Genomic DNA, 1,041 nt, shown 5'->3' with positions numbered 1-1,041 from the left:
CCCTTCAGCCCTCCCGGGTGTCATATTGACCCCTCACTTTCCTTCAGCTCCCGGATCTCCTCAATCACCTTCTCACGCTGCTGCCGGGAGGTATATTTATCGTAGCGTAGCGGGTATAAACTGATGATCATCTCAGCACTCCCCTTTCGATCATCTCGATCACCTCACTGGCCCGGTCGTCGCGCCAGGCCTCCAGAAACGACCCGATATCCGGCGCTCTTCCCTTGAACCGGTCAGCGGCCCGCAACAGGTCGCGCTCGAACGCCTCGATGATCAGACGCTCCCTTTCGGTCCTTGTGCCCCGGAAGGGCGGTAGAATCTTGGGCCGCTTCTTTCGCCGAAGCCCCCTCTTCCGCCGCCCCGGTTCCGCCCCTCCATCCGCGCCGCGCTTGATTTTGCCGCCGCCGCGCTCGGGCCAGGGTGGATCAGCGTAGATGGTTTTATATTTTTTCTCGGGTAGGCTCATGCGCTCTCCCTTTCCTTCCACTCCACGATCTCCGCCACCGTCACATGCAGCCGCCGCTCCTTGACGTACTGCTCGTAAAGCTCCGCTGTTGGCTCCCCGGCCATCACGGCGATCACCATGCGATAGATCAGCGCGGTGGTGGTCATGGTGCGTCACCCCGGATCTGCAGGCCCAGGGCCTTGGCCATCAGGTATTCGAGTGTCGCCCCGTTGCTATCCCGCCAGCCGGGCAGCATGTGGATCGCGTCGCATTTGGCCAGCCAATAGAGGTCGAGGGTGAGGTAGTCTTGATAGCCGATCGCCCGATCGCTGTTAAACTCGCGGTCGATCAGCGTAGTCATGGTATGCGGGCAGAAGATCGCCCAGCCGTCGCGCAGATACCCCGCTGCCACCCGGGCCGCCGTCAAGATGTTTTTATCCTCACCTTCGCGGTCCGGTGCAGTGTAGGGCCCGGAGATGTAGATACTTTTCATCGGCCCACTCCCCCCTTCTTTTTTCTGCCGTTGCCGCTGTTTTTCGTAGCCTCGACCGCCACGGCCTTGATCCCGCTATGCCGCAAGATCCGCTCGGCGGCCT

Annotated in this window: 3 protein-coding genes; all 3 read right to left on the bottom strand. The window is 61.3% G+C overall.

Translation table 11 applies throughout. The features are described from left to right. Positions 1–127: 127 nt before the first annotated feature. The 3 genes from ACE4YL_RS02180 to ACE4YL_RS02170 are packed head-to-tail and all read right to left on the bottom strand — an operon-like array spanning position 128 to position 938. Complete coding sequence (locus tag ACE4YL_RS02180; RefSeq protein WP_461369088.1) at positions 128–487, bottom strand: hypothetical protein; 360 nt, start codon at positions 485–487, stop codon at positions 128–130. Beyond that, positions 463–612, bottom strand: a complete 150-nt coding sequence (locus ACE4YL_RS02175) for a hypothetical protein (RefSeq protein ID WP_461369087.1) — start codon at positions 610–612, stop codon at positions 463–465. Before ACE4YL_RS02175 ends, ACE4YL_RS02180 begins: the two co-directional genes overlap by 25 nt. Further along, on the bottom strand, positions 609–938 hold the full coding sequence (locus tag ACE4YL_RS02170) for a DUF1937 family protein (protein ID WP_461369086.1): 330 nt from the start codon (positions 936–938) through the stop codon (positions 609–611). The genes ACE4YL_RS02175 and ACE4YL_RS02170 overlap by 4 nt, the downstream gene beginning before the upstream one ends. Positions 939–1,041: the final 103 nt, after the last annotated feature.

This window comes from Candidatus Darwinibacter acetoxidans (genome assembly GCF_041936445.1).
Lineage (GTDB): Bacteria > Bacillota > Limnochordia > Darwinibacteriales > Darwinibacteriaceae > DTU010.
The sequence above is the reverse complement of the archived record's forward strand: the minus strand, read 5'-3'. Positions and strand labels throughout refer to the sequence as shown.